Raw genomic sequence first — 25,563 nt, forward strand, 5'->3', positions numbered from 1 at the left:
CTCTACGCACTACTGCGTGGGGCGAAAATGATTGAGATATGGGCGCCCGGAGCCGGTCTCAGTGGCGCGGGTAGCGCAGCAGCAGGCTGGCGGCGACCTCCTCGTCACCCACCGCCGCGTACGTGTGCGGCACGTCGGACACCCAGCGGAGGTGGCCACCGGCCGGGGCGGTCAGCGGCGCGTCGGCCGGCCCGGCGCGCAGCACTCCGGCGAAGACGGTGATGTGCTCGGTCACGCCTGGTTGGTGGGCGGGGGAGGTCTGCACGACGCCCGGCGCGACGCGCATCCGGTACAGCTCGTAGGTCGCGTCGGTGTCGTCGAACACCTCCAGCAGGGTGGCGGTGACGGCGGTGCCGTGCACGATCGGCTCGGCCGCCGGTTCGGCCAACAGCGCGGTGAACGGCACGCCGAGCTGCGCGGTGACCGCCCAGAGCGTCTCCAGCGTGGGGTTGCGGGTGCCGTGTTCCAGGCCGGAGAGGGTGGCCTTCCCGACACCCGCGAGCCGGGCCAGTGTGGACAGCGAGATGCCCCGCTCCTCGCGTAGGGCACGGACCCGGCGGCCGACGACGACGGGATCCACGTCGAGGCCCGGTCGGCGGACTGGTGGTGGCTGCGGCACCCGACTATGGTGCTACACGCTGTCGTTCCGTAAACGGAACAGTCGGGGGAGTTGGATGGCCGGACGTGTGCAACCACTGCTGGCGGGTGTGGTGACCGCGCTCGTCGGCTTCGCCAGCTCGTTCACCGTCGTGCTGGCCGGGCTCCGCGCGGCCGGCGCGTCGGACGCGCAGGCCGCCTCCGGGCTGCTCGCCCTCTGCGTGGCGTGCGGGCTCGCCGCCGCGTGGCTGGGCTGGCGGCACCGGATACCGATGAGCGTCGCCTGGTCCACACCGGGCGCGGCGCTGCTGGTCGCGACCGGGCCGCCCCGGGGCGGATGGCCGGTCGCGGTGGGCGCCTTCCTCGTCTCCGGAGCGCTGATCGTCGCGGCCGGGCTGTTCCCGCCCCTCGGCCGCGCGGTGGCCGCCATCCCCAAGCCGGTGGCCGGCGCGATGCTCGCCGGGGTCCTGCTGCCACTGTGTACGGCCCCGGTCCGCGCACTGGTCGAGCTGCCCCTGGTGGCCGGTCCGGTGGTGGTGGCCTGGCTGCTGCTGCACCGGTTCGCCCGCCGCTGGGCGGTGCCCGGCGCGCTGGTGGTAGCGGTGGCGGCGATCGCGCTGACCGCGCCGCCGGCCGGCCTGACCGGTGCCGCGCTGGTCCCGTCGGTCACGCTGACCACGCCGGCCTGGAACGCGTCCGCGCTGGTCGGGCTGGCCCTTCCGCTGTTCCTGGTCACCATGGCCGCGCAGAACGTGCCCGGCATGGCAGTGCTGGTCGGCTACGGCTACCGGCCGCCGTTCGGCGCCGCCCTGCGGGCCACCGGCCTGGCCAGCCTGCTCGCCGCCCCGGCCGGTGGGCATGCCGTGAACCTGGCGGCGATCACCGCCGCGCTTGCCGCCAGCCCTGACGCGCACCCGGACCCGGACCGTCGGTGGATCGCCTCGGTCACCGCCGGCCTCGGGCTGGCGCTGCTCGGGCTGGGCGCCGGAGCGGCCACCGCGTTGGTCGCGGTCGCCCCACCGATCCTCATCGAGGCCGTCGCCGGGCTGGCCCTGCTGGGCGCCCTGGCGACCGCGCTCGCCTCGGCGGTGGCCGACCCGGCGACCCGGGAGGCAGCGGTGGTCACCTTCGTGGTGACCGCCTCCGGGGTGACGCTGATCGGCGTGGGCGGCGCGTTCTGGGGTTTGGTCGCCGGCTGCCTGATGCTGCTGCTCTTCCGCCGCCGCCCCGCGCCGGACCAGCCCGCGCCGGACCAGCCCGCGCCGGACCAGCCCGCGCCGGACCAGCCCGCGCCGGACCAACCCGCGCCGGACCAGCCCGCGCCGGACCAGCCCGCGCCGGACCAACCCGCGCCGGACCAGGCTGGGCCGGGCGCGCCACCAAGATCCACTCGCGATCAAGGAATCCGCGCTGTCGACGACGACCGGACACCGCAACCACAGTGAACCGCGCCCTTCCCGTCAGGCTGGGTGCTCCCGTCGAGCTGCGGCCTCCATGATCCACACCAGGTCGCCGAGCTGGCGGTATACCCGAGCTCGAATACCGCCACGTCGGCGATCTGGGGGTCGATCATCAGTCCGACCTGCCTGCCGGGCTACTCCTCGGGCGGCAGGTCGGCCACGCCGACGGCCAGGAGGACCCGGCCGTCGGCCACCGATCCGATTCGGTCGGCCGGTACGTAGACCGCGCCGGTGCGGGTCAACTCCGTCGACACCTTCAGGTAGCCGCTGTGCAGCAGCCGCGCGGCCAGGTCGGCCGGGACGTCCGGCTCCTCGACAGCGGTCGCTTCGATCAGCTCGTCCAGGCTGCTGCCCGGGTCGGCGGTCGAGGTCTGGACGGTCACCGCGTTCGGGTCGCCCCGCTGGACGAGGTCCACGGTTCCGACCTCGGTGCCGGCTGAGTCGATCACCGGCATCCCCGTGGTGATCCGCGAAATGGTCGCCTGCTGCTCGTCCTGCTGGTCCATCCCACAGCGGTTCCCGGGGCGGTGCGCCGCTAAACGCGGCCGCATGCCGGTGGCGGCCGGCCCCGTGGCGGCGGCGCGCGGGGATGGCCGGAGAGCGTGATGCCGCTGTGGCATCAAGATGCCACAGCGGCATCACCGCTGAGAGCGGTACCGCCTCCGGATCGGACATGGCGCCGGGTGGCGGCGCTGCCCGCCACCCACCCGGATCGCGCTGACGGCGACGTCGCGCGGCTGTGGTGGTTGGTCAGGTGTTCGGGAGGGTCCAGCTGCCCGGTGGGCGGGGGGACAGCTCCCGCCAGGTGTCCGGACCGTCGAGGAGGGCCCGGACGGTGTCCTCGGCCTCGTCCGCACTGCCGTACTCGTAGAACCGTGAGATGCCCTCGGCTCCGCCGGCGCGCTGCTCGACGTGCCACCGGTCGGCGTCCACCCGCAGGAAGACGTCCCGCCGGGCCAGCCGCCCCCACTTCCCGTTCCACCAGTGCTTCCGCTGCTCCATGGCGGGACTCTATCGAACACACGTACGAGAAGGTGCGGCCCCTGCGGGATTCCCACAGGGGCCGATGTGCTTCCGGTCGAGTCAGCGCTGCGTCGGCGGTTCCGTCCGGCGGCCCAGCACGTCGTCCAGCGCCCCACGCTGCTGACCCGGGGTGGTGTGGCCGGCGGAGACCAGCGCGTCCCGGATCTCGGTGAGCAGCTTGACCTCCTCGCTCGGCGCCGCCGGCGGCGGCTCTTCGCCCCGCTTGCGCCGCTCGGCCAGCTTGTTCATCGGGAACACCACGAGGAAGTACAGGACCGCAGCCGTGAGCAGGAAGGTGATCAGGGCGTTGATGAAGCCCGCCCAGTCCATCAGGTTGCCCTTGCTGATCTCCCACTGGCCGGCGAACTGGTCGTCCCCGCCGCCGACCAGCTTGATGATCGGCTTGAGGAAGGAGTTCGTGAAGGCGGTGACGACGCCGGTGAACGCCGCGCCGATGACGACACCGACCGCCAGGTCGACGACGTTGCCGCGCATGATGAAGTCTTTGAAGCCCTTGAGCATTCGTACTCCCGAGGTGTCCGCTTTTCTGTCGGGGACAACCTATGCCCGCTCGGCGGGCTCCAGAAAAGCGCCGGCCTCGAGCGCGGCCCGGCCCGGGTCGCCGGCCCGGATCGCCTCGACCAGTCGGCTGTGGTCGACGTAGCGCTCCGGGGTGAGCGCGTCACCCATCGCCTGGGCGACGGTGCTGCGCAGGGCGCTGCCGACCGAGGCGTACAGCTCGGCGAGCATGGCATTGTGCGCGGCGGCGACCACCACCGTGTGCAGCGCCGCGTCGGCCTCGACGAACGCGTCGACCCGGCCGTCGTGCCACGCGGCCTCGCGCTCCGCCAGCGCGCCGTCGAGCGCCGCCAGGTCCTCCGGTGTACGCCTCAGCGCGGCGAGACGGGCGGCCTCCACCTCGAAGGCGCGGCGTACCTCGATCACCTCGGTCATCCGGTCGTCGCCGAGGCGGCGGGCCACCACCGGGGCCAGCTCATCGGTGGAGACCACGTACGTGCCGGAGCCCTGCCGGCACTCCAGCACCCCGGCGTGCACCAGGGCTCGGACCGCCTCGCGGACCGTGTTGCGCCCGACGCCCAGCGCGGCGACCAGCTGCGGCTCGGTGGGGATGCGCCCGCCGATCGGCCACTCACCGCCGAGGATCCGGGCCCGGAGCTGCTCGATGGTCTGCCGGACGCGGTGGCCGCGTGGCGGCACGGCGGGCTGGCCGCTTGGGGGCGCGGAGGAGGAATCGACCGACGGTGGCACTGGTTACATCACCGGTCCCAAATTCATCCCATGATTGTAGGTTAGAGGTCATGACCCCGCCACCCACCGCCGCTCCGGCGCTGCCCGCCCCCGCCGCCGTCGACACCCGCCCGGCCGGCGACCCCGGTGCGGTCCGACGGACGCACCCGGCGACCGGTGGCGCGCTCGTGCTGGTCGGGATGCTGCTGGTCGCGGTCAACCTCCGTGCCGTGGTGACGAGCCTCGGCGCGCTGCTCGACGAGGTCCGCGACGGACTGGGCCTCTCCGGTGCCACCGCCGGTCTGGTCACCACCCTGCCGACCATCGCGTTCGCCGGTCTCGGCGCGCTCACCCCGTGGCTGGTACGCCGGGTGGCGCCGGCCCGGGTGCTGGTGGTCGCCATGTTCGCCCTGGCCGTCGGTCAGGTGCTCCGGGTCGTCACCGACTCGATCTGGGTCTTCGTGCTCACCAGCGCGCTGGCGCTGTCCGGCATCGCGGTCGCCAACATCCTGCTGCCGATGCTCGTCAAGCAGCACTTCCCGCACCGCACCGGCCTGGTCACCGGGGCGTACACGATGGCGTTGACGGTGGGCACGACGGTGGCCGCCGCCACCGCGGTGCCGATCGCGCACGCCTTCGGGTCGTGGCGGGCCGGGCTCGGCATCTGGGCCGCGATGGCCGCGGTGGCCGTACTCCCGTGGGTGCCGCTGGCGCTGCGGACCCGGACCGGCGCGCGGCGGGCGACCCCGACGGCGGTCGTCGCCACCCCGGCGCGGATCCGGCCGGCCCGAACCCGGCTCGGCTGGGCGATGGCCGTGTACTTCGGGGCGCAGTCGCTCAGCGGGTACGCGATCATGGGTTGGCTGGCCCAGTTGTTCCGCGACGCCGGCTACCAGCCGGAGTCCGCCGGGCTGCTGCTCGCCGGGGTGACCGCACTCGGCGTGCCGATCGCGCTGCTGATGCCCACCCTGGCCGGTCGGCTGGGCAGTCTGCGGCCGCTGGTGCTGGGGCTGACCACCGCGTCGGCGCTGGCCTACCTGGGGTTGGCGCTGGCTCCGCGCGGTGCCGCGCTGCTCTGGGTCGCTCTCCTGGCCATCGGTCAGGGCGCGTTCCCGATGATCCTGACCGCCATCGGCCTGCGCGCCCGCACCGCCGAGGGCACCGTGGCGCTCTCCGCGTTCGCGCAGAGCACCGGCTACGTGATCGCCGCCCTCGGCCCGCTGCTGGTCGGCATCCTCTACGAGGCTACCGGCGGTTGGACCGCCCCGATCGGGTTCCTGCTGGGCGCTCTCGCCGTGCAGACCACGGCGGGCATGGCGATCGCCCGTCCCCGCTACGTCGAGGACGAGTGAGGAACGGCAGCGGTCAGGAGGAAGCCGGCGTCGACTCGCCGGCGACTGCCTCGTCCACCGTCGGGTAGGTGTGCAGCACCTCGACCAGCCCGCTCACCTCGAGGATGCGCAGCACCCCGCGCTGCGGTGCGGCCAACCGCACCACGCCGCCAGCCTCGTCGCAGCTGTTCTTGGCGCGGACGAAGACCGACAGACCGGTCGAGTCGCAGAACGAGACGTCCGCCAGGTCGAACACCAACCGGCTACGCCCCTTGTCGAGCAGGTCGGTGATCTGGTCCTGGAGCTGCGGTGCGGTGGCCATGTCGAGCTCGCCCGCGACCGACACGACGACCATGTCGCCGCGTTGTTCCGTGTGCACCGTCAAGGACATTCGCCAGACCTCCTGTTATCGGGGGAACGGTATCCCACGACGGGGGGCGAACGCAGAACGGGAGCCGGTATCCGGTGGCCGTCGTCATTCCGTTGCTACGGGGCAAGTAGTTGATCAGACCCCGGTGATAGAGTCCGCCCGGTCCAGGTCAAGGGGGTTCGAAATGGCGTTGAGCACCGAAGAAAGTGGTCGACTCGCCGCGCTGCTCAGCGAGCAGGACGAACGGGTCACGACTCGGTGGACCGAGATCGTCACCAGTTCGTTGCGAGGCCGGCTGAGTCAGGCCGAACTGCGCCGGCAGGTCCAGGACCTGCACCGCGCCATCCTCGTCACCGGCGAGCAGGGCGTGATCGATCTGTCCGCGGACAACGCCGCCGAGTTGCGTGCCGCGCTCTCCGAACTGTCCCGTGGTCGCGCCCGGCAGGGCTTCTCCGCCACCGAGACCACGATCAGCGTGTTCGCCCTCAAGGACGTGCTCGCCGAGTTGTTGCAGGAGGCCGGCGGCAGCAACGCGCTGAGCGACTTCGTCGCCTTCGCCAAGCTGGTCGACGACATGGGCCTCTACACCTTCGAGAGCTTCGTCCGCACCCGGGAGAGCCTGATCGCCGATCAGGCCGAGCAGCTGCTCGAACTCTCCACGCCGGTGGTCAAGCTCTGGGAGGGCGTGGTCGCCGTCCCGCTGGTCGGCACGCTGGACTCAGCCCGCGCCCAGGTCGTGATGGAGCGGCTGCTGCAGACCCTGGTCGACACCGGCTCCCCGTACGCGATCATCGACATCACCGGTGTCCCGGCGGTCGACACCCAGGTCGCCCAGCACATCCTGAAGACCGTGGTGGCGGCCCGGCTGATGGGCGCCGACTGCATCATCTCCGGCATCCGGCCGCAGATCGCGCAGACCATCGTGGCGCTCGGCATCGAGTTCGGCGACATCGCCACCAAGGCGAGCCTCGCCGACGCGCTGCGCCACGTGCTGCGGCTGACCGGGGTGGAGACGGCCCGCCGCCAACCGCGTCGGGGCAACTGATGGAACGCGTACCGATCCTCAAGATCGGCGACATCCTGCTCGTCTCCATCCAGGTGGACATGTCCGACCAGACGGCGGTCGCGCTCCAGGAGGACCTCGCCGAGCGGATCGTGGACACCGGCTGCCACGGCGTCATCATCGACATCACCGCGCTGGACATCGTCGACTCCTTCGTCGGCCGGATGCTCTCCACCATCGCGTCGATCTCCAAGGTGCTCGACGCGGAGACGGTGGTGGTCGGAATGCGCCCCGCCGTGGCCATCACCCTCGTCGAACTGGGGCTGTCGCTGAACGGCATCCGTACCGCGCTGAACGTCGAGCGCGGCATGGAGCTCATCGCGGCGGCGCACGACGACGGGTTCGACGACGAGCTTGAGGACGAGCCGGACGCCGAGACGGCCACGCCGTGACCGCGGGCATCGACCTGGGCCACCCGCAGGCGCAGTCGGTCCGCAGCGACGAGGACGTGGTACGCGTCCGGCAGTTGGTCCGGTCGGTGGCGGTCGCCGTCAAGCTGTCCCTCGTCGACCAGACCAAGGTGGTCACCGCGGCCAGCGAACTGGCCCGCAACACCCTCGTGTACGGGGGCGGTGGCTCGGTCGAGGTGGCGACCGTGGACAACGGCCGGCGCAAGGGCATCCGGATCGTCTTCGCCGACTCCGGGCCCGGCATCGCCGACCTGGATCTGGCCCTGACCGACGGCTACACCACCGGGGGTGGCCTCGGCCTCGGCCTCAGCGGGTCCCGCCGCCTCGTCGACGAGTTCGAGATCGAGACCTCGCCGGAGACCGGCACGCGCATCACTGTCACCAAGTGGTCGCGGTGAACGCCGAGGCAGTCACCGACAGTGGCATCTGGTTCCGGGTGGAGGCCAGCAGCGCGGCGAGTGCCGTCCGGCGGGCCGCCGAACGCCTCGGTGCGCAGGTCGGGATCGGTGAGATCCGCATCGCCGACCTGGCCATCGTCGCCGCCGAGCTGACCAGCAACCTGGTCAAGCACGCCGACGAAGGGATGCTGCTGCTCCGGCCGGTGCGGCGGGCCGGGCAGGCCGGCGTGGAGTTGGTGGCGATCGACTCCGGGCCGGGGATGGCCGACCTGACCGTCTCGTCCCAGGACGGGCACTCCACCACCGGAACGCTCGGCATCGGTCTGGGCGCCATCGTCCGGCAGGCGAGCTGGTTCGACGGATACTCGCTGCCCGGCCGAGGGACGGTGTTCGCCGTACAGGTCTGGCCGGCGGAGCCCGCGCGGCCGTCCTGGGCCGGTGCCCTGACCCGGCCGATCACCGGCGAGACGGTCAGCGGCGACGGGTACATCGTCCGGGTCGCCGACGGGCGGCACCAGGTGCTGGTCAGCGACGGGCTGGGGCACGGCCCGCTGGCCGCCGCCGCCACGGACGCGGCGCTCGCCGCGTTCCGCGACGCCCCGGCCGGCCCACCGGCAACGGTGGTCGCTCACCTGCACCGGAGCATGTCGCACACCCGAGGTGCCGCGCTCGCCGTCGCCGAACTCGCGCCGGAGGCAGGCGTGCTGCGCTACGCCGGGCTCGGCAACATCGCCGGTGTGATCGTCGAAGAGGACGGCCGCCGTCGCGGGCTGGTGTCGCTTCCCGGCATCGCCGGCCACCAACGGCCGGCGATCCGGGAGTACGACTACCCGCTCGGTCCCGGTTCCCGCCTGGTGATGCACACCGACGGGGTGGCCGACCGGTGGCGGTTGGAGGACTACCCGGGTCTGGCGGAGCGCTCTCCGCTCGTCGTAGCGGCAACCCTCCTGCGCGACGCGGGTGTGCGACGCGACGACGCCTGCGTGCTCGTGGCAAGGTCCTGGGCATGACCGGCGAGCCGGCCGCGCAGCCGCTGCTCCAGATGGCGCTGCGGGTGGAGCAGGACATCTTCGTGATCCGTCAGCGGGGCCGCGAGGTGGCGGCCGTGGTGGGCCTCGAACGCCAGGACCAGGTTCGGATCGCCACCGCGCTCAGCGAGGTGGCCCGGGACCTGCTGGGGACTGTCGGCGGCGCGGACGTCACCTTCCACATCGACGCAGGTGCCGACGGCCGATACCACCTGCTCGCCGACCTCGCCCCGGTGACCCCGTTGCCCGACGGTCAATACCAGCCGCAGTCCGGTGCGGTGTCCCGGCTGGTCGACACGTTGGGCGTGGCGACCGTCGAGGGGGTTACGGTCGTGAGGATGTCCCGACGAGTCCCGGCCAACGCGCCGATCCCGACTCCGGAGCGGTTGGCCGAGTTCCGCAGCGAACTCGGCCGTATCGCCCCGGCCAGCGCGTTGGACGAGTTGACGGCGCAGAACGGGCAGCTCATCGCGGCACTCGACGAGGTGCGCAGCCAACGTGACGAGCTGGCCGTGCTCAACGAAGAACTGGCCGAGACCAACCGTGGTGTGCTGGCGCTCTACAACCAGCTCACCGAGGAGTTGGAGGAGACCAACCGAGGGGTCGTCGCGCTCTACGCCGAGCTGGACGAGAAGTCGGCTCAACTGCGGGCGGCGAGCGAGTCGAAGAGCCGGTTCCTCGCCAATGTGAGCCACGAGCTGCGCGCCCCGGTCACCGCGATCATCGGGTTGGGGCGACTGCTCACCGACTCCGCCTCCGATCCGCTCACCGATGAGCAGGGCCGTCAGGTCGAGCTGATCCGCTCGTCGGCGGCCGACCTGCTCAATCTGGTCAACGAGCTGCTGGACCTGGCGAAGGCGGAGTCCGGCCGGATCGAACTGGACCTGTCGGACGTCGACCTGCGCCCGCTCTTCGGTCAACTGCGCGGCACACTGCGCGCGCTGGCCACCCGTCCGGAGGTGGAGCTGGTGGTGGAGGAGCCCAGCGCACCGGCTCTGCTGCGCACCGACGAGGTGCTGCTCGGCCAGGTGCTGCGCAATCTGCTGCACAACGGGTTGAAGTTCACCGAGCGCGGCGAGGTGCGACTGCGTGCCCACCAGCAGGGCGACAGGTGGACGTTCGAGGTCAGCGACACCGGGCTGGGCATCGCGCCCGAGCTGCACGACCGGATCTTCGAGGAGTTCTACCAGGTGCCGGGCGCCACCCGGGTCGGCGGCACCGGCCTCGGTCTGCCGTACGCCCGGCGGTTGGTGACGCTGCTCGGCGGGACACTGGAGCTGACCAGCGAGCCGGGCCGGGGCAGCACATTCCACGTCTCGCTACCCGTTGGCGGAGCGTGACGGCGTGGACGGCATGCCGACGACCGTCCTGGTGGTCGATGACAGTCGTACCAAGCGCTACCTGCTGGTCAGTTGGCTGACCCGGGCTGGGTTCACAGTGCTCGAGGCCGAGAACGGCGCCGAGGCGTTGGCCCGGGTCGAGGTGGACCGGATCGACCTCGTCGTCCTCGACGTCCGGCTGCCCGACCTCAGCGGCTACGAGGTCTGCGAACAGATCAAGATTCGTCACCCGGCGATGCCGGTGATCCACGTGTCGGCGCACGCCGTCGACGTCGCCGACCGCGCCCAGGGACTGACCCGGGGCGCGGACGCGTACCTGACCGAGCCGATCGAGCCGGAAGAGTTGATCGCGACCACCCGGGCGGTCCTGCGCTACTACCAGGCCCGGCAACGCGCCGAACTGCTCGCCGAGCGGCTGCTCGGCCTGGCCGACACGACAGTGGCGGTGCACGCCGCCCCGACCTTCGCGCGCCTGCTGGAGGCGGCCGCCGAGGGTGCCGCACAGATCTTCAAGAGTCCGGCGGCGGTGATCGCGGAGACGTTCGACGGGGACTGTCTCGCGGGGATCTGCGCCGGCCCCGGCACCCCGGCCTCCGTGGTGCCGTGGGTGGTCGACGACACCGGCGTGCCGACCGGCTCCACGGTCCGGGTCGAGACGGCCGAGACCTGGGCGTTGGTCGACTGGCCGGCGGACGACACGGTGACCGTCGCCGCCGCCCGCTTGCGGGAGGACCGGGCCCCGCTCTACGTGGTGGTGCCGACCGCCACCCAGACCGCTCGGACCCCGGTGCTCGTGCAGCTCGCGCAGGCGGTCGCCGCCGCCGTGGAGGGGCAGCGCTCGTTCGACGAGGAGCACCGGATCGCGGTGACCCTCCAGCGCAGCCTGCTACCGCGCGGCCTGCCCGACGTGGCCGGGCTGGACCTCGCCGTGCGCTACGAGCCGGCCAGCGCCCAGACCGAGGTGGGCGGCGACTTCTACGAACTGGTGATGCTCGACGGGCACCTGCTGCTGGCGATCGGGGACGTGGCCGGCCACTCGCTGCACGCGGCGACAGTGATGGCGGAGCTGCGGCACGCGGTGCGGGCGTACGCGGTCGAGGGGCATCAGCCCGGCGAGATCCTGCACCGGGTCAACGAGCTGATGCGGACACTGCTGCCGAACGAGTTGGCCACGCTCTGCGTACTGCTGCTGCACCCACCCACCGGTCGGGTCCGGCTGGCCAGTGCCGGGCACCTTCCGCCGGTGCTCAGCATGGACGGCAAGGTCGAGTTCGTGCAGCACTCCGCGCCGCTGCTCGGCGTCCGGGCACCTCGCCCGCCCGACCTGGAGTTCGTGCTGCCGGCCGGGGCCACGCTGGTGTTCTACACCGACGGGCTGATCGAGCGACGGGACGCGACGATCGACGAAGGGCTGGCGGCCCTCGCCGGGGTCTCCACCACCGTCGACGAGGATCTGGACCGCTTCTGCGCCCGCTTGCTGGTGGAGCTGGCCCCACCGGAGATCCAGGACGACGTCGCAGTGGTCGTCCTGCGTCGCCGCTGAGCGCTGGTGGTCAGCGCACCGACCGGGCGTACGCGGCGGGAGACACCCCGGCCACCGCGGTGAAGTCGCGCACCAGGTGGGCCTGGTCGCTGTAACCGAGGTCGGCGGCAAGGTCCGCCCAGCTCAGAGGGCCGCCGGCGGCCTGTTCGACGGCCTCCTGGAGTCGGTAGCGGCGGATCACCCACTTCGGCCCGACGCCCACGTACTCCAGGAACAGCCGTTGCAACCGGCGGACCGTGACGTCGTGCCGCGCGGCGAGGTCGCCGACCCGCAGCACCGTCCGGTCGGTGCGGATCGCCTCGGCCAGCCGGGTGGTCTCCTCGGCCATCGGATCGGGTGTGGGTTCCCAGGCGCTGAGCAGGGCGTCCAGGGCTTCGCAACGCTCCTCGTCGGTGCCCGCGCACATGCCGATCCCGGGGGATGCCAGGCGGCCCGTGGGCAGCGGCACCCGCCGGCCGGTCAGCTCACTCACCGGACGTTGCCAGAACGGGTGGAAGCCGCCGGGGCGGAACTGCACCCCGCAGACGCGGCCGGTGCCGGTCAGGGTGATCCGGAACAAGTCACGACCCACACCCGCGACCTCGCCGGACGCGGCCCCGTCGCCGCTGCCGCTGCCGTCGCGCCGGAACACCACGTTCACCGCCGGGTGCGGCACGATCCGTTGCTCGAACGGTGTGTGCAACGCCCAGTCGATCAACCAGTAGTGCTCGACCCAGGGGCGTAGCGGCTCCGCCGGCAGGTGCCGTCGGAAGCGCACCTCGCGCAGCATGCGCCCGGGGTCGAGAATTCCCCGGCTGTCGCCACGCGGTCGCTGTCGCATTTGTTCAAGACCACCCTCATACGCTGGCCCTATGACCACTCAGACTAGCGATCTGCTGGCGACTGCCGCGCCGCGAACCGTCGACGTGGTGCGGGGCATCACCGACGACCAGCTCGACCTGCCCACGCCCTGCCGCGACTACGTGGTGCGTGACCTGCTCAACCACCTCTTCGAAGTGGTGGTCAACTTTCAGGGGCTGGCCGCGAAACGGCCGGTGGAATGGGCCGAGAAGCCCGATCACCTCGGTGACGGCTGGCGGGACCGGTTCGAGATGGAGACGGACCGGTTGGTAGCGGCGTGGTCGGATCCGTCCACACTGGAGGGTGTGTCTCCGGGCATGGGCCTGCCGCAGACAGTCGTGGGCGGGATGGCTCTGCTGGACCTGACCGTGCACGGCTGGGACCTCGCCGTCGCCACCGACCAGCCGTACCAGCCCGCCCCGGAGGCGGTGGCCGAGCTGCACGGGCTGGTCGAGCGACTGGGCCCGACCGCCCGCAAGATGGGCGTCTTCGCCGACCCGGTCACCCACCCCACCACCCCGACCGACGGCCCCGACCTGGCCCACCTCCTGACCCAGACCGGCCGCATCCCCACCTGGCCCACCCCAGTCCCCTAACCCCCAACCCCGGGCCCCGCCCCCGCTCTGGTGATCAAGAGGTTTGCGTCAGATTGCGGCTCGTTCTTGACGCAAAGCTCTTGATCACCGGGGGCGGAGGGCCGGGGGCCCGGCGTGGCGCGGGTCTGGTGGGGTTGTTGACTCGGGTATTCGCTGGGTGAATAGTGGGGGGCGTGTCCACGCCGCATGTTCTCCTCGGGTTGTTGGCTGCTGGCAGCCGGCACGGTTACGAGCTGAAGCGTGCGCACGACGAGCGGCTGCCGAGGGCGCGGCCGTTGGCCTTCGGGCAGGTCTACGCCACTCTCGGTCGCCTCGAACGCGACGGCCTGGTGGCCGCCGCCGGGCAGGATCGCGCGGGCGGACCGGATCGCACGGCCTACGCGCTGACCGACCACGGGCGGACCACACTGGACCAGTGGCTGACCACTGTGGAGCAGCCCATGCCGTACGTGGCGAGCACGCTCTTCGCCAAGGTCGTGGTGGCGCTCCTGGTCGCCGACGTCGACCGGGCCCGGTCCTACCTGATCGCCCAGCGCGCCGCGCACACCGCGCGGCTGCGTGAGCTGACCACCGTCAAGGCCGACCCGACCGCCACCCTCAGCGACGTGGTCGCGGCGGACTTCGCGATCTCCCATCTCGACGCGGACCTGCGGTGGTTGCACACCACCCTGGGCCGGGTCGCCGACTGGCACCGGGAGGTGCACCCGTGACGCAACTCCAGGCTCGCGGCGTGGTTCGGGCGTACGGCCCGACACCCGCGCTGCGCGGCGTGACGCTCGACGTGGCCGAAGGTGAGATCGTCGCCATCACCGGCCCGAGCGGCTGCGGCAAGTCGACCCTGCTGCACTGCCTGGCCGGGATCCTCCGCCCGGACGCCGGCGAGGTCGTCTGGCGTGGCCAGCGCATCGACACCTGGTCGGAGGCGGCCCGGTCCCGGCTGCGGCGCACCGAGTTCGGGGTGCTGTTCCAGTTCGGCCAGCTGGTGGCCGAGTTGACCGCGGCGGAGAACGTCGCTCTTCCCCTGCTCCTCGCCGGCACGGGGCGGCGAGAGGCACGGGCGGCGGCGCTCACCTGGCTGGACCGGTTCGGGGTGGCCGAGGTGGCCGACGTGCGACCGGGTGAGATGTCCGGCGGTCAACAGCAGCGCTGCGCCACGGCGCGGGCGCTGGTGACCGAGCCACGGGTGCTCTTCGCCGACGAGCCGACCGGCGCGCTGGACACGCTCACCGGTGAGCAGGTCCTCACCCAACTGGTCCGGCTCGCCCGCGAACAGCGGACCGCAGTCGTGCTGGTGACGCACGAGCCGAGGATCGCCGCGTACGCCGATCGGGAGATTGTGCTGCGGGACGGTGTGGTGGACCACACGGGCCTGGGGCTCGACGTGCCGATGGTCGGCGGCACCCGGTGAGAGCGGCGACGCTGGTGCGCCTGGCGCTCGCCGGGAGTCGCACCGACGTCGCCCGGGTGGTGCTCACCGCACTCAGCGCCCTGTTGGCGACCCTGGCCGGCCTCTCGGCGCTGACCGTGCTGGCCATCAGCACGCCGGCGGCGACGCCCGAGAACCCGGACAGGTTGTCCGAGCAGTACCACAACGCGCTGTTGAGCGAACCGGGACTGCGCGGCGGCACGACGTTCGCGCTGCTCATGCTGATGGTTCCGGTGCTGGCGCTGGCCGGTCAGTGTGCCCGGCTCGGAGCGCCGGCGCGGGACCGCCGGCTGGCCGCGATCCGGCTCGCCGGCGCCACCCCCGGCCAGGTCACCCGGCTGGCCGTCCTGGAGACCGGCCTGGCGGCCCTGCTCGGCACGGTCGCCGGGCTGGGCGTCTACCTGGTCGGCCGCGAGGTGCTGCACCGGCCGGACGCGCGCGGCCAACTGGCCCTGCCCACCGATGTGCTGCCGTCATCCGGGGCGGTGACCGCAGTGGTGCTCGGTCTGCCGGTCGTCGCCGCGCTGGCCACCGCACTGATGCTGCGTACGGTCACGACCAGCCCGCTCGGCGTGAGCCGCAAGGCCGCCCGCGAGCGCGGCCCGAGGCCGTGGGCGGGTTATCTGATCGGGCTCGGCGTGGTGTCGTTCGCGGCGATCCGCCCGATGTACGAGCGGTTCGGCGACAACGCCGCGGTGCTCGGCCGGCTGGTCCCGTTGATGTTCGCGGTGAGTGCCCTCGCGGCGATGATCGGTGTGGTGATCGGCACCGGCTGGATCTCGTACCACTGCGGGAAGCTGATGCGGCGATACGCCAGTCGGCCCCCGGCCCTGCTCGCTGCGGGCCGGCTAATGGCCGACCCGTGGGCGGGCAGCCGCACGTTCGCGGCGCTGCTCGCTGCCCTGATCTTCGGCGGTGGTGCGGCCGTCCAGCGCGCCTACTTCGCCACCAAGGACCAGCTCGATCGGGAGCAGAGCCGGCTCGCCGGTGCGGCCGAACTCTCCGACTCGTTCTACCTGTCCACAATGGATCTGGTCGACGCGGCGGTGGCGGTGGCCATCCTGATCGCAGCCGGCGGCCTGATCGTGGCGCTGGTCGAGGGGATCGTCGCCCGGCGGCGGGCGTACGCCGCGTTGGTCGCCGCCGGGGTGCCCCGAGCCGCGCTGAGCCGTTCGGTGGCCTGGCAGGCGTTCGCCCCGGCGGTGCCGGCGATCCTGCTCGCGCTCACCGTGGGCGCCCTGCTCGGCCGAGGGCTCGTCACGGAGGTGTCAGGGGGAGGTGGGTCGGCCATGGTCTGTGAGGCCACTGCGGCGCTCTGCGCCGACCCCGCCACCAGTGGGCAGTACACCCGGATCGTGCACTTCCCCGAAGTGCACCGCGCCGTTCCCGTACCGCTGGAGCACCTGGCCTGGCTCGGTGCCGGCGGGGTGGGCGCGGTGCTGGTGACGGTCGGCGTCGGCCTGCTCTTCCTCCGCGCCAGCACCGCGCTGGACGAGTTGCGCACTACCTGAGTCGATGTAACACCCCTGCTGGCGGTACCGCTGTCTGCACCGGAGGCTCGGCCCATCGGGTCTCCGGTGCCGGGGCCGGACGGTCGCGGTGCGTGGTCGGCAGGAGACCGTAATGCACAGTCAATCGGGGTCAGCCCCGCCGGTGTTCGTCGACGGCACCGGGCGGCGTCGTCGGCTGACCGTCATCGCCGGCACCGCAGTGGGTGTCGGTCTGCTCGCCAGCCTCGCGCTGATCATCGCCGGGATCTTCCTGGACACCTCGGTGCCGCTGCCCGGCTGGTCGGACACCCCGCGAGGAACCCGCCCGGTGGAGGCCGGTGTCGATGGGATCAACCAGCCCCGGGTGGTCAAGCCGCCGTCTCCGTCGCCGTCGCCCCGTACCTCGGCACCTCTGCTGCGGCCAACCCCGACCGCCAGCGACCGAACCCCCGTCACGGCTGGCGGAACGCCGCCGGCCAGTGACCGACCGGGTCGTGGAGACGAGCATCGCAACACCGCGAAACCGACCAGATCGCCCGGAAAGCCGCAGTGACGATGGCGAGACACGTGGCCCGGCGTGATCCTCGCGCGCACTGGCTGTTACTCCTGCTCGGGCTGCTCCTGCTGCTCGCGGCGCTCACCGTGAACGGCCTGGTGACCGGTCTCGCCGGTGGCTCCGGTGCGCCCGTCGCCGATGGCCAACCGACGCCTGACGTTCCGGCCGCCGTCGGCTCGGGCGGGCCGGTGCTGCGGCTGGACCGGCCCGAACCGGAAAGTCGGACGCTTCCGGACCGGACCATCGCGCTGACCTTCGACGACGGGCCGGACCCACGCTGGACCCCACAGATCCTCGACGTGCTGCGCCGACACGGCGCGCACGCCACTTTCTTCGTGGTGGGTTCCCGGGTCAACGAGCACCCGGAAATCGTCCGGCGGATTCTTGCCGAGGGCCACGAGATCGGGTCGCACACATTCACCCACGCCGACCTCGCCAGCGTGTCGCCGTGGCGGCGCGACCTCGAGCTGTCGCTGACCCGCAAGGCCGTCGCGGCGGCCACGGGCCGCGAGGTGACGCTGTTCCGACCACCGTTCTCGTCCGTGCCGGGCGCTCTGACCGAGCCCGAGTACACGGCTCTGCGCGGTGCCGCCGAGGTCGGGCATGTGGCGGTACTCGCCGACCTGGACACGAAAGACTGGCAGCGTCCAGGCCCGGAGCAGATCGTCCGAGCGGCAACCCCGCAGCGAGGGCGTGGGGCGGTCGTGCTCATGCACGACGGAGGCGGTGACCGAGCGCAGACCCTTGCCGCGTTGGACCGGCTGCTGCCCGCGCTGGCCGATCGTGGCTACCGGTTCACCACCGTGTCCGCCGGCATCGACACCTCGTCGTCGATGGTCCCCGCGGGTGCCGGTGCCCGGTTGAGTGGCACCGCGCTGCGGTGGGCCCAGACCGGTGCCCGATGGTCCGCCGGTGTGATGAACCTGCTGCTCGCCACCGCGCTCGTGCTCGGGGTGGCGCGCCTGGCGGTGCAGGTGTTCTGCGCCCAGCGGCACGTACGCCGGGTCCGGCGTGCCCGACCAGGCCGGCCCGAGGTGCGGGTGCCCGTGTCGGTGATCGTTCCCGCGTACAACGAGGCGGCGAACATCGCCTCCACGGTCCGCTCCCTGATGGCCAGCGCGTACCCGGCGTTGGAGGTGATCGTGGTGGACGACGGGTCCGACGACGGCACCGCCGACATCGTCGAGCGAATGCGGCTGCGCGGGGTACGCGTGATCCGGCAGCCGAACGCTGGCAAGCCGGCGGCGCTGAACACCGGCATCCGAGCCGCCCGGGCGAACCGGCTGGTGCTGGTGGACGGGGACACCGTGTTCCAACCGGACACCGTCCACCGGCTGGTCCAGGGCTTCGCCGATCCGTCCGTCGGCGCGATCAGCGGCAACACGAAGGTCGCCAACCGCCGTCGGCTGCTCGGCCGCTGGCAGCACCTGGAGTACGTGATCGGCTTCAACCTCGACCGGCGGATGTACGACGTGCTGGAGTGCATGCCGACCATCCCCGGCGCGATCGGTGCGTTCCGTCGCGAAGTGCTGCTGCGGGTCGGCGGGGTGCCGTCGGACACGTTGGCCGAGGACACCGACCTGACCATGAAGGTGCTCCGGGCCGGCTGGCGGGTGGTCTACGAGGAATCAGCCATCGCCTGGACCGAGGCCCCGTCGTCGCTGCGCCAGCTCTGGCGGCAGCGCTACCGCTGGTGCTACGGCACCATGCAGGCGATGTGGAAGCACCGGCACGCGTTGCGCGAGTCGGGTGCCGGCGGCAAGCTCGGCAGGCGCGGCCTGCCGTACCTCACGGTGTTCCAGATCGTGCTGCCGTTGACCGCGCCGGCGGTCGACGTGTTCGCCGTCTACGGCCTGCTCTTCCTGCCCTGGTCGACCCTCGCGCTGGCCTGGGCCGGACTGCTGCTGCTTCAGGCCGCCACCGCCGGCTACGCGCTGCACCTGGACCGGGAACGGTACGGCCCACTGTGGGCGCTGCCGTTGCAGCAACTGGTCTACCGGCAGCTGATGTATCTGGTGGTGGTGCAGTCGGTGGTCACCGCGTTGATCGGCAACCGGCTGCGCTGGCAGCGGATGGTGCGCACCGGCGAGGCGGCCGCCCTGGTGGGTGCCGGTCGCGTATGACACCCTGCCACGCTGAGCGCGCTGCTCAGGTCGGGACGTGGAAGAGGCCGGCGGACCAGGAGATCAGCAGCCCGACGGCGGCCGAGCAACAACAGACGAGCAGTGCGGCGGCGACGACGGCGAGGATCATCCAACCGGACATGCTCCGGGCCGCGCCCCGGGTGCCCGCGTCGCCGGCCCCCTCGCCTGCCTCGTCGCTCACGTCGGAAGTCTAGGCGGAGCAGATCGACTCCGGGTCGGGATGTCACGGCAACCCGACCCGGAGTCGATCAGACACGTCAGGCGCGGCCGATCCGGTCCAGGATCCAGGCGTTGATGAACGCCTCCTCGCGCCAGGCGTCGTAGCGACCGCTCGGACCGCCGTGCCCGGCACCCATCTCGGTCTTGAGCAGGTAGTCACCGCCCGGGGAGACCGCCCGCAGTCGGGCGATCCACTTCGCCGGCTCCGAGTAGAGCACCCGCGTGTCGTTGAGGCTGGTGACCGCGAGGATCGCCGGATAGTCGACGGCGGTGACGTTCTCGTACGGCGTGTAGGACTTCATGTACGCGTACACCTCGGGGTCCTCCAGCGGGTTGCCCCACTCCTCCCACTCGGTGACGGTCAGCGGCAGCGACGGGTCGAGGATCGACGTGAGGGCGTCCACGAACGGCACCTGCGCCACCACCCCGGTGAACGCGTCCGGCGCGATGTTGGCGACCGCGCCCATCAGCAGGCCGCCGGCCGAGGCGCCCCGGGCGATCAACCGGTCGCTGGCCGTCCAGCCGGCCTTGACCAGGTGTCGGGCGCAGGCGACGAAGTCGGTGAAGGTGTTCTTCTTGGCCAGCAGCTTGCCCTGGTCGTACCAGCGCCTGCCCAGCTCGCCGCCGCCCCGGGTGTGTGCCACGGCGAAGACCACGCCCCGGTCCAGCAGGGACAGTCGGGCCACCGAGAACCACGGGTCCATGCTGGCCTCGTACGAGCCGTAGCCGTACAGCTCGCACGGGGCCGAGCCGTCCCGGGGCGTACCGACGCGGCAGACCAGGGAGATCGGCACGCGGGTGCCGTCGTCGGCGAGCGCCCAGTCGCGGTGCTGCTCGTACTCGGCGGGGTCGTACGGCCGGCCGTCCGGCCCGGGCAGCACCGGCTTCTGCTTGCGCAGCACCATCTGCTGGGTGACCAGGTCGTAGTCGTACACCGAGTCGGGGGTGACGAGGGAGGAGTAGCGCAGGCGGACCTGCCCGGTGCGGTACTCCGGGTTGGCGTCCAGCCCGACGCTGTAGAGCGGCTCCGGGAAGTCGATGTCGTACGAGTCGTCGCTGCCGACGGGCAGCACCCGCAGCCCGGTGAGTCCGTCGGTGCGCAGCGACACCACCAGGTGGTTGGCGAAGGCGTCCACGGCTTCCAGCCGGGTGCCGGGGGTGTGCTCGATCACCGGCACCCAGTCGCCGGGGGCATCCGCCGAGGTGAACGCCAGAGCGAAGTCCTCCGCGCCGTCGTTGTGCAGGATCAGGAAACGGTGCCCGTGGTGCTCCACCGCGTACTCGACGCCCTGACGTCGGGGGGCGATCGCGGCCGGCGCGCCGGTCGGGTTGCCGGCGGGGATCACCAGCACCTCGCTGGTCACCTTGCTGTGGATGTCGATCAGGATGAACTTCTCCGAGCGGGTCAGCTCCACGCCGACCCAGAACCGCTCGTCGTCCTCCTGGTGGACCACCACGTCGTCGTCGGCGGCCGAGCCGACGCTGTGCCGCCACACCCGGTTCGGCCGCCAGGCGTCGTCCACCGTCACGTAGAACAGCACCGAGGCGTCGGACGACCAGGCGGTGCCGTAGAAGGTGTCGGGCACCTCGTCGGGCAGCAACTCGCCGGTGGTCAGGTCCTTCACCCGCAGGGTGAACCGCTCGTCGCCGGAGAAGTCGGTGGAGTAGGCCAGCCAACGACCGTCCGGGCTGACGTCGAACGCGCCCAGCGAGAAGAAGTCGTGCCCCTCGGCCAGCAGGTTGCCGTCGAGCAGCACCTCCTCGCCGTCGAGCGGGGCGCCGTCGGCGCTGACCGGCGGGTCGATCTCACCGTCGCGGACCGCGCGACGGCAGTGCACCCCGTACTGCTGCCCCTCGACCGTCCGGGTGTAGTACCAGTGCCCGCCCTTGCGGGTCGGCACGGACAGGTCGGTTTCCCGGGTGCGTTGGCGGGTCTCCTCGAACAGTGCGGCGCGTAGTTCGGCCAGGTGTGCCGTGCGCGCGTCGGTGTACGCGTTCTCGGCGGTCAGGTAAGCGATCGTCTCCGGATCGTCCTTGGCGGCGAGCCAGGCGTACTCGTCGATGACGGTGTCGCCGTGGTGGGTGCGCTCGCTGGGCACCCGCTTCGCCGCGGGCGGGGCAGTCTCGGTGGTCACGGCGGCCACGTTACCGGCAGCCACCCGTCGTGCGCCGTACCAGCGGCATCCTGATAGCCCTCACCACGTCTTTCGAACACATGTACGATAGCCGCCATGGCGGCAGCAGCGAGTTCCCTCGGCCGGTCCGGAGCCCTCGACATCACCCGACGATTGGCGGCCATCTGTGGTCCGGCGTTCTCCCGGTCGGGTGGGCCCGCCGACGAGGTCGCCGGGCGGCCGGCGCGTTGGGTGGCGGTGCCGGGCGGTCCGCACGCCGCGGCCGAGGTGCTGCGGCTGGCTGCCGCGCACGACCTGGCGGTCGTGCCCAGGGGTGCCGGCACGAAGATCGACTGGGGGGCCACGCCGGTGCAGGTCGACATCATGCTCGACACCGGCCGGCTGGCCGGCATCGGTCACGAGCCGGTCGGCGCGCTGGTCGCCGAGGTGGGCGCCGGCACCCCGCTGCGGGCCGTGCAGGCCACGTTGGAGCGCACCGGGCAGCGGCTGGCGATGGACGCCCCCTCGCCCGGCGCGACAGTCGGCGGGGTGCTCGCCGCGGGCGAGGCGGGCCCACTCAGTCACCGTCACGGCAGCCCGTGCGACCAACTGCTCGGTGTCCGTTACCTCGCCGCCGACGGTGAGCTGGTGAGCGCCGGCGGTGGCGCGCCCGGGCTCGACCTGGCCCGGCTGCTCTGCGGCTCCCAGGGCGCGCTCGGTGTGCTGGTCTCGGCGACACTGCGGGTGCAGCCGGTCCCGGCGAGCCGGCTGTGGGTGTCCCGTCCGGTGTGGACGCCGTTGGAGGTGCACGACCTGGTCCGGACGATCCTCGCCGCCCGACTTGAGCCCGCGGCCATCGAACTGGACCTGCCCGGAGGCATGCCTCGACCCCGCCATCCGTACCCGCCGGGTCATCCGGCCGCCACCGCTCGGGAGCGCCACCCGTCGATGTCCGGCCGGGCCGGTGCGCCGTCGCGGGCGGGCAGCCTGGTGGTGCTGTTGGAGGGCGGGCCCGCCGACGTCACCGAACGCGCCGAGCGTCTGGTCGGTCTGCTGCACGGGGAGGCGACGATCGCCCACTCCGCGCCGACGTGGTGGCGTCGGTACCCGTTCGCCCCGGGCGACACCGCACTACGACTTGAGGTGCCGATCGGCGACCTGCACGCCGCCGTCTACGCGTTGCGCGACGCGGCCGGCGCGCCGGTGCCGGTGCGCGGGTCCGCCGGCCTGGGCGTGGTGCACGCGGCACTGCCCGGAGCGTTGGCCCCCGACCGGGTGGCGTCCATCCTGGCCGCCGTCCGAGGCGTGCTGCTGGCCCGGCAGGGCCGCTGCGTGGTGGTCTCCGCCCCGCCGGCGGTGCGGCGCGCCGTCGACCTCTGGGGCGAGCTGGCCGGCCTGACCCAACTACGGGCGGCCAAGGAGCACCTCGATCCGGAGCACCGGCTCGCGCCCGGGCGTCTCCCGGGTGGTCTGTGACAGTCAGTCCAGCCACCAGCTGTGCATGTCGAGCAGCGGTGGGGTGAAGCGGGCCACCAGCACCAGCAGGCCGCCAACCGCCCCGGTCAGCAGCAGCGCCCGCGTCACCCGGGGCAGGGCCTCGCGCTCCCGGGCGACCACCGCCACCGCGGCGATCGCCAACGGCAGACCGAGCACCGCGCCGGCCAGGTAGAGCACCCCGACCACGGCGTAGAGCCAGAGGAACGGGTTCACCCCGTCCATCCCGAACGGGACCATGTCCTTCGGGTCGTAGGCGCCGGTCACCATCTCGGCCGGGCCGACGCCGGCGGTCGCCATCCGACCCAGGTAGAGCAGCAGCACGGCGAGGAACGCGCCGATGGTCGCCAGCTGCGCGGTGACCAGGGCCCGAACCGCCCGCCGGGAGTACGGCGTGGCCTGCGCGGCGATGGACATGAGCGTCAATCTACCGAGCGGCCCCGGACTTCGTGGGCCGCGTGCGGCGAGCCGAGCCGCGTGCGGGGAGTCAGGGCGGCGTGCGACGGGCCGAGCCGCGTGCGGCGGGCCAGGCGGCGTGCGGAGGGCTCAGGCCGACTGCGGCGGGTCAGGCGGCGTCGTTGCGCAGCACCAGGACGGCGATGTCGTCCCGGGGCGGCTCGGCCGAGAAGTTGATCGCGGCGGAGCGCAGTCGGGCGGCAACCACGTCGGCCGAATAACCGGCCAGAGGCGCTGCGGCATCCCGCAGACGGTCGGTGCCGAACAGCTCCCGACCCCGTCGCCGCTCGGTGACGCCGTCGGTGTAGAAGATCAGCGAGTCGCCGGGCGCGAGCGCGATCTGCGCCGTCGGTGAGGTGATCGTGTCGAGCAGGCCGAGCGCGGTGCCGCCGGTGCCGAAGAACCCCGCACCGCCCGCCGCCGACAGCAGCACCGGACGGTCATGCCCGGCCAGGTGCAGTGACACCTCGAGTGTGTCGCCCTCGCCGGGCCCCACCGCCGCCAGCGCCAACGTGCAGTATCGCCCGCCGCCGCGCTCGACGAGCGTCTCGTTGAGCCGCGCCAACACCTCCGGCAACGGTTTACCGTCACCGACCAGCACCCGGATCACATCCCGGACCAGCCCGGTCACCGCGGCGGCCTGGACACCCTTGCCCGAGACGTCACCGATCACCACCAGCCAACGCCCGTCGGGTAGCGGCACCACGTCGTAGAAGTCGCCCCCCACCTCGGCGTCGTCGCCGGTCGGCACGTACTCGGCGGCGAAACCGATCCCGTCCACGACGGGAAGCACCGGCGGCAGCAGGGACTGCTGAAGCGTCTGCGCCACACGGCGGCGCTCGGCGTGGATCCGCGCGTTCTCGATGGCCAACGCGGCCCGCCGGGCCACGTCCTCCAGCACGGCCACCTCGTCCGGGTCGTGCCGGTGCCGCTGGTGCCGCCCCACCGCCAGGGTGCCGAGCCGCTGCCCACGGGCGATCAGCGGGACCGCGAAGCCCTCCATCGGCCCGCCCAGGGGGATCTGCGCCGCGCTGCGCGACGCCTCGCGCAGGCGGGCCTGGATCGAATCCGGCCCGGTCTCCGCCAACACCTTGTGCAGTTGCGGGAGCGTCGACTCGTCGGCGTGGCTGGCCGCCGCCAACCGCAGCCGGCCCCACTCGTCGGTGGTGTGCACCGCGCACCACTGGCCGAGCCGAGGCACCACCAACTGCGGCACCAGCGCCATGGTCAGGTCGACGTCCAGCGACTGGGCGAGCAGCTCACTCGCCTCGGCCAGGAACGTCAGCCACACCTGCCGGCGGACGTCGGCCCGGCGCAGTCTGTCGTTCTCCAGGTGCAGCGACAGGCGCTCGGCGGTCAGCACCGCCAACGGCCGGGCGTACGCCGACGGCGCGGCGTCCAACTCCAGCTCACCGGCGTACGGGCGGTGCACGGTCAGCGGCACCCGCAGCAGCTCACTGCCGGGGCGGGGCGGTCGACCGAACCGGGCCAACACCTGCCGGCCCTGCCCGTCGCCCCGGTCCAGGCGGATCGTGCCGCCGGCCGCGCCCACCATCTCGGCGACCCGGCTGAGGAGGCTGGTGGCGAAGTCGGGCAGGGGGTCGTCCGCGTACAGGTCGGGCGCGGTCTGCATGAGTTCGCTCATCGCGCTGGCGCTCGGCGCGGACTTGTCCGCCGCCGTACCGGGGCCGGCGCTGGTCGGTGCCGACGCGCCGGCGGCGAGGGCCTCGGCCGACGCCTCGGCGCCGGGGCGGTCCAGCCGGAACCAGACGCCCTTCCCGGTGGGCAGGTACGTCGTGCCCCAGCGGCTGGCGAAGTGGTCGACCAGCAGGAGGCCACGGCCCCGCTCGGAGACCTCGTTGATCTCGGTGGAGTCGTTGCGGGCACCGACGGTCAGTTCGTCGCCGGAGCCGGGCGCGAAGTCGGAGACGGTGACGGTCAGCCCGATCTCGTCGGCGACGACCTCGATGTCCAGCTCGGTACGGGCGTGCTCCACGGCGTTCGTGGTCAGCTCGGTGGTGAGCAGTAGTGCCTCGTTGACCAGCTCGTCCAGGTGTGACTCGGTCAACACCGAACGGACCACGGCGCGGGCGGCGGCCGGCGTACGGCGATCAGCGGGCAGCCGTACACGCCGGACCGCCCCGTCCCGGGCCCCGGTCGTCGCCGTCCCCGTCTCGGCTGACACCCCCGTATCCTCTACCGTCCCCCTGCCGGGTGCCAAGCCGATCACCCTCGCGAGCCTTCCGCCGGCCGGAGCGAGCGATCGAGCCGTGTCCGGACTCCGCCTCGCCGTGAGCTCCCGCACGGAACAGGCATTCCGGACCTGCTGGTCACGCCTGCGAGGTCTGCGGCGGGCCGTGCCCGATCCAGCGTCATCGAGACGGTCCCGGTGGGGATCCCGGCCACCTCGCGGGTCG

The 25,563-nt window shown here is 72.5% G+C and carries 26 protein-coding genes; 15 read left to right on the forward strand and 11 right to left on the reverse strand.

Annotated features, from left to right (window positions below):
• Window positions 1–58: 58 nt before the first annotated feature.
• Window positions 59–619: an XRE family transcriptional regulator gene (locus O7631_RS06465; protein ID WP_278143438.1), complete on the reverse strand. Its 561-nt coding sequence runs from the start codon at window positions 617–619 to the stop codon at window positions 59–61.
• Between the two features lie 55 nt (window positions 620–674).
• Between O7631_RS06465 and O7631_RS06470 the strand changes: the two genes are divergently transcribed.
• Complete coding sequence (locus O7631_RS06470; RefSeq protein ID WP_278143439.1) at window positions 675–2,042, forward strand: benzoate/H(+) symporter BenE family transporter; 1,368 nt, start codon at window positions 675–677, stop codon at window positions 2,040–2,042.
• A 149-nt stretch (window positions 2,043–2,191) separates the two neighbouring features.
• Here O7631_RS06470 and O7631_RS06475 read toward each other — a convergent pair whose 3' ends face one another.
• From O7631_RS06475 to O7631_RS06490, 4 genes are all read right to left on the reverse strand, one after another.
• The gene (locus tag O7631_RS06475; RefSeq protein WP_088951050.1) at window positions 2,192–2,563 is read right to left on the reverse strand and encodes a hypothetical protein; all 372 of its coding nucleotides are present in this window, start codon (window positions 2,561–2,563) and stop codon (window positions 2,192–2,194) included.
• Between the two features lie 244 nt (window positions 2,564–2,807).
• A complete protein-coding gene (locus tag O7631_RS06480; RefSeq protein ID WP_278143440.1) occupies window positions 2,808–3,059 on the reverse strand; it encodes a hypothetical protein in 252 nt (83 codons plus the stop codon).
• 81 nt (window positions 3,060–3,140) lie between these two features.
• Complete coding sequence (gene mscL, locus O7631_RS06485) at window positions 3,141–3,602, reverse strand: large conductance mechanosensitive channel protein MscL (RefSeq protein ID WP_278143441.1); 462 nt, start codon at window positions 3,600–3,602, stop codon at window positions 3,141–3,143.
• 39 nt (window positions 3,603–3,641) lie between these two features.
• The gene (locus O7631_RS06490) at window positions 3,642–4,349 is read right to left on the reverse strand and encodes a FadR/GntR family transcriptional regulator (protein WP_278143442.1); all 708 of its coding nucleotides are present in this window, start codon (window positions 4,347–4,349) and stop codon (window positions 3,642–3,644) included.
• Window positions 4,350–4,399: 50 nt separating this feature from the next.
• On the opposite strand from O7631_RS06490, the gene O7631_RS06495 reads away from it, so the two are divergent.
• The gene (locus O7631_RS06495; RefSeq protein ID WP_278143443.1) at window positions 4,400–5,680 is read left to right on the forward strand and encodes an MFS transporter; all 1,281 of its coding nucleotides are present in this window, start codon (window positions 4,400–4,402) and stop codon (window positions 5,678–5,680) included.
• A gap of 13 nt (window positions 5,681–5,693) precedes the next feature.
• Here O7631_RS06495 and O7631_RS06500 read toward each other — a convergent pair whose 3' ends face one another.
• The gene (locus O7631_RS06500) at window positions 5,694–6,050 is read right to left on the reverse strand and encodes an STAS domain-containing protein (RefSeq protein WP_088986826.1); all 357 of its coding nucleotides are present in this window, start codon (window positions 6,048–6,050) and stop codon (window positions 5,694–5,696) included.
• Window positions 6,051–6,213: 163 nt separating this feature from the next.
• On the opposite strand from O7631_RS06500, the gene O7631_RS06505 reads away from it, so the two are divergent.
• From O7631_RS06505 to O7631_RS06530, 6 genes are read left to right on the forward strand one after another with little or no spacing between them, the layout of a single operon-like run.
• Window positions 6,214–7,074, forward strand: coding sequence for an STAS domain-containing protein (locus O7631_RS06505; protein WP_278143444.1), 861 nt, complete (start codon window positions 6,214–6,216; stop codon window positions 7,072–7,074).
• Window positions 7,074–7,484 carry an STAS domain-containing protein gene (locus O7631_RS06510; protein WP_088986824.1) on the forward strand — a complete coding sequence of 137 codons (411 nt, stop codon included), beginning with the start codon at window positions 7,074–7,076 and terminating at the stop codon, window positions 7,482–7,484. Before O7631_RS06505 ends, O7631_RS06510 begins: the two co-directional genes overlap by 1 nt.
• Window positions 7,481–7,900 (forward strand): anti-sigma regulatory factor, encoded by a 420-nt coding sequence (locus tag O7631_RS06515; protein WP_088986823.1) that lies wholly within the window; start codon window positions 7,481–7,483, stop codon window positions 7,898–7,900. Before O7631_RS06510 ends, O7631_RS06515 begins: the two co-directional genes overlap by 4 nt.
• Window positions 7,897–8,910 carry a SpoIIE family protein phosphatase gene (locus O7631_RS06520; protein WP_278143445.1) on the forward strand — a complete coding sequence of 338 codons (1,014 nt, stop codon included), beginning with the start codon at window positions 7,897–7,899 and terminating at the stop codon, window positions 8,908–8,910. Before O7631_RS06515 ends, O7631_RS06520 begins: the two co-directional genes overlap by 4 nt.
• Window positions 8,907–10,268, forward strand: a complete 1,362-nt coding sequence (locus tag O7631_RS06525; RefSeq protein ID WP_278143446.1) for a sensor histidine kinase — start codon at window positions 8,907–8,909, stop codon at window positions 10,266–10,268. The genes O7631_RS06520 and O7631_RS06525 overlap by 4 nt, the downstream gene beginning before the upstream one ends.
• 13 nt (window positions 10,269–10,281) lie before the next feature.
• The gene (locus O7631_RS06530) at window positions 10,282–11,811 is read left to right on the forward strand and encodes a SpoIIE family protein phosphatase (RefSeq protein ID WP_278147862.1); all 1,530 of its coding nucleotides are present in this window, start codon (window positions 10,282–10,284) and stop codon (window positions 11,809–11,811) included.
• A gap of 10 nt (window positions 11,812–11,821) precedes the next feature.
• On the opposite strand, the gene O7631_RS06535 is transcribed toward O7631_RS06530, so the two are convergent.
• Entirely contained in the window at window positions 11,822–12,631 is an 810-nt protein-coding gene (locus O7631_RS06535) for an AraC family transcriptional regulator (protein ID WP_278143447.1), read from the reverse strand.
• A 31-nt stretch (window positions 12,632–12,662) separates the two neighbouring features.
• Here O7631_RS06535 and O7631_RS06540 point away from each other — a divergent pair, with 31 nt between their 5' ends.
• From O7631_RS06540 to O7631_RS06565, 6 genes are all read left to right on the forward strand, one after another.
• Entirely contained in the window at window positions 12,663–13,247 is a 585-nt protein-coding gene (locus O7631_RS06540) for a TIGR03086 family metal-binding protein (RefSeq protein ID WP_278143448.1), read from the forward strand.
• A gap of 173 nt (window positions 13,248–13,420) precedes the next feature.
• Window positions 13,421–13,957: a PadR family transcriptional regulator gene (locus O7631_RS06545; RefSeq protein WP_278143449.1), complete on the forward strand. Its 537-nt coding sequence runs from the start codon at window positions 13,421–13,423 to the stop codon at window positions 13,955–13,957.
• The gene (locus O7631_RS06550) at window positions 13,954–14,655 is read left to right on the forward strand and encodes an ABC transporter ATP-binding protein (protein WP_278143450.1); all 702 of its coding nucleotides are present in this window, start codon (window positions 13,954–13,956) and stop codon (window positions 14,653–14,655) included. Before O7631_RS06545 ends, O7631_RS06550 begins: the two co-directional genes overlap by 4 nt.
• Window positions 14,652–16,184 (forward strand): FtsX-like permease family protein, encoded by a 1,533-nt coding sequence (locus O7631_RS06555; protein WP_278143451.1) that lies wholly within the window; start codon window positions 14,652–14,654, stop codon window positions 16,182–16,184. The genes O7631_RS06550 and O7631_RS06555 overlap by 4 nt, the downstream gene beginning before the upstream one ends.
• Window positions 16,185–16,296: 112 nt before the next feature.
• The gene (locus O7631_RS06560) at window positions 16,297–16,716 is read left to right on the forward strand and encodes a hypothetical protein (protein ID WP_278143452.1); all 420 of its coding nucleotides are present in this window, start codon (window positions 16,297–16,299) and stop codon (window positions 16,714–16,716) included.
• 2 nt (window positions 16,717–16,718) lie between these two features.
• The gene (locus tag O7631_RS06565) at window positions 16,719–18,842 is read left to right on the forward strand and encodes a bifunctional polysaccharide deacetylase/glycosyltransferase family 2 protein (RefSeq protein WP_278143453.1); all 2,124 of its coding nucleotides are present in this window, start codon (window positions 16,719–16,721) and stop codon (window positions 18,840–18,842) included.
• Window positions 18,843–18,867: 25 nt separating this feature from the next.
• Here O7631_RS06565 and O7631_RS06570 read toward each other — a convergent pair whose 3' ends face one another.
• Both O7631_RS06570 and O7631_RS06575 read right to left on the reverse strand, forming a co-directional pair.
• Window positions 18,868–19,044, reverse strand: a complete 177-nt coding sequence (locus O7631_RS06570) for a hypothetical protein (protein WP_278143454.1) — start codon at window positions 19,042–19,044, stop codon at window positions 18,868–18,870.
• Between the two features lie 76 nt (window positions 19,045–19,120).
• On the reverse strand, window positions 19,121–21,217 hold the full coding sequence (locus O7631_RS06575; protein WP_278143455.1) for a S9 family peptidase: 2,097 nt from the start codon (window positions 21,215–21,217) through the stop codon (window positions 19,121–19,123).
• A 96-nt stretch (window positions 21,218–21,313) separates the two neighbouring features.
• Between O7631_RS06575 and O7631_RS06580 the strand changes: the two genes are divergently transcribed.
• Window positions 21,314–22,672: an FAD-binding oxidoreductase gene (locus O7631_RS06580; protein WP_278143456.1), complete on the forward strand. Its 1,359-nt coding sequence runs from the start codon at window positions 21,314–21,316 to the stop codon at window positions 22,670–22,672.
• 3 nt (window positions 22,673–22,675) lie between these two features.
• Here O7631_RS06580 and O7631_RS06585 read toward each other — a convergent pair whose 3' ends face one another.
• A complete protein-coding gene (locus O7631_RS06585; RefSeq protein ID WP_278143457.1) occupies window positions 22,676–23,107 on the reverse strand; it encodes a hypothetical protein in 432 nt (143 codons plus the stop codon).
• A gap of 148 nt (window positions 23,108–23,255) precedes the next feature.
• A complete protein-coding gene (locus O7631_RS06590) occupies window positions 23,256–25,331 on the reverse strand; it encodes a SpoIIE family protein phosphatase (RefSeq protein ID WP_278143458.1) in 2,076 nt (691 codons plus the stop codon).
• Window positions 25,332–25,563 lie beyond the last annotated feature (232 nt).

The sequence above is a fragment of the Micromonospora sp. WMMD967 genome (genome assembly GCF_029626165.1).
In the GTDB taxonomy this organism is placed as follows: Bacteria; Actinomycetota; Actinomycetes; order Mycobacteriales; family Micromonosporaceae; genus Micromonospora; species Micromonospora taraxaci.

Excerpts from the sequence above, each read along its gene's own strand:
- O7631_RS06470 (WP_278143439.1), top strand. The coding sequence starts at position 675 with ATGGCCGGACGTGTGCAACCACTGCTGGCGGGTGTGGTGACCGCGCTC.
- O7631_RS06475 (WP_088951050.1), bottom strand. The coding sequence starts at position 2,563 with ATGGACCAGCAGGACGAGCAGCAGGCGACCATTTCGCGGATCACCACG.
- O7631_RS06480 (WP_278143440.1), bottom strand. The coding sequence starts at position 3,059 with ATGGAGCAGCGGAAGCACTGGTGGAACGGGAAGTGGGGGCGGCTGGCC.
- mscL (WP_278143441.1), bottom strand. The coding sequence starts at position 3,602 with ATGCTCAAGGGCTTCAAAGACTTCATCATGCGCGGCAACGTCGTCGAC.
- O7631_RS06495 (WP_278143443.1), top strand. The coding sequence starts at position 4,400 with ATGACCCCGCCACCCACCGCCGCTCCGGCGCTGCCCGCCCCCGCCGCC.
- O7631_RS06500 (WP_088986826.1), bottom strand. The coding sequence starts at position 6,050 with ATGTCCTTGACGGTGCACACGGAACAACGCGGCGACATGGTCGTCGTG.
- O7631_RS06505 (WP_278143444.1), top strand. The coding sequence starts at position 6,214 with ATGGCGTTGAGCACCGAAGAAAGTGGTCGACTCGCCGCGCTGCTCAGC.
- O7631_RS06510 (WP_088986824.1), top strand. The coding sequence starts at position 7,074 with ATGGAACGCGTACCGATCCTCAAGATCGGCGACATCCTGCTCGTCTCC.
- O7631_RS06525 (WP_278143446.1), top strand. The coding sequence starts at position 8,907 with ATGACCGGCGAGCCGGCCGCGCAGCCGCTGCTCCAGATGGCGCTGCGG.
- O7631_RS06530 (WP_278147862.1), top strand. The coding sequence starts at position 10,282 with ATGCCGACGACCGTCCTGGTGGTCGATGACAGTCGTACCAAGCGCTAC.
- O7631_RS06535 (WP_278143447.1), bottom strand. The coding sequence starts at position 12,631 with ATGCGACAGCGACCGCGTGGCGACAGCCGGGGAATTCTCGACCCCGGG.
- O7631_RS06540 (WP_278143448.1), top strand. The coding sequence starts at position 12,663 with ATGACCACTCAGACTAGCGATCTGCTGGCGACTGCCGCGCCGCGAACC.
- O7631_RS06560 (WP_278143452.1), top strand. The coding sequence starts at position 16,297 with ATGCACAGTCAATCGGGGTCAGCCCCGCCGGTGTTCGTCGACGGCACC.
- O7631_RS06565 (WP_278143453.1), top strand. The coding sequence starts at position 16,719 with ATGGCGAGACACGTGGCCCGGCGTGATCCTCGCGCGCACTGGCTGTTA.
- O7631_RS06580 (WP_278143456.1), top strand. The coding sequence starts at position 21,314 with ATGGCGGCAGCAGCGAGTTCCCTCGGCCGGTCCGGAGCCCTCGACATC.
- O7631_RS06585 (WP_278143457.1), bottom strand. The coding sequence starts at position 23,107 with ATGTCCATCGCCGCGCAGGCCACGCCGTACTCCCGGCGGGCGGTTCGG.